The sequence below is a fragment of the Mesorhizobium sp. M7A.F.Ca.CA.004.04.2.1 genome, assembly GCF_004022825.1.
Lineage (GTDB): Bacteria > Pseudomonadota > Alphaproteobacteria > Rhizobiales > Rhizobiaceae > Mesorhizobium.
In genome coordinates, this window is record NZ_RZPH01001682.1 from 1 (window position 1) to 598 (window position 598).

The window sequence follows — 598 nt, forward strand, 5'->3', positions numbered from 1 at the left end:
CGTGCGTAGGCTTTGATCAGGCGAGAACGGTCTGCAGCCGGGTCAGTTCGCCGATCTGCGCCATCGTCGCCTGATAGCCGAGGTTGATCGCCTCGTCGGCGCGGTGGAATTCGGTCAGGCCGATATGGCTGAGCTTCGGCTGCAGCGACATGTCAGGCGGGTCGCCGGCAAGCCTGGCGCGCGAAATGCGGTCCTGAATGATGTTGAAGGCCTCGACCATGACGCCGGTGATGCCGAGCCGCGTCTGATGCGACTGGCGCTCGGCGTCGATCTGACCAGGCCGCGGCGCGTCCTTTTCAACGACCAACTCGCCGGCGCTATGCTTGATGACGGCGGCGCGGCCGAACAGATCATAGTGAAGGTTGACCGCCACGACGAGCGGCTGCTCATAGGCGCGGCAGACCGATACCGGTACCGGGTTGACCAGCGCGCCGTCGACCAGCACGCGGCCGTTGCAATTCACCGGCTCGAACACGCCGGGCAGCGCGTAGGAGGCGCGCATGGCGGTGATCAATGAGCCGCTCGACAGCCAGATTTCGTGGCCGGCATTCGTTTCGAGGACCTTGCCAAGCCGTTCGTCGCGGTCACCTCCGAGATC

1 protein-coding gene is annotated in these 598 nt (G+C 65.1%); it reads right to left on the reverse strand.

The window, feature by feature from the left end; all coding sequences use genetic code 11:
• Positions 1 to 16: 16 nt before the first annotated feature.
• On the reverse strand, positions 17 to 598 hold a 582-nt coding region (locus EN893_RS36955; protein WP_164901546.1), incomplete at its 5' end, for a patatin-like phospholipase family protein.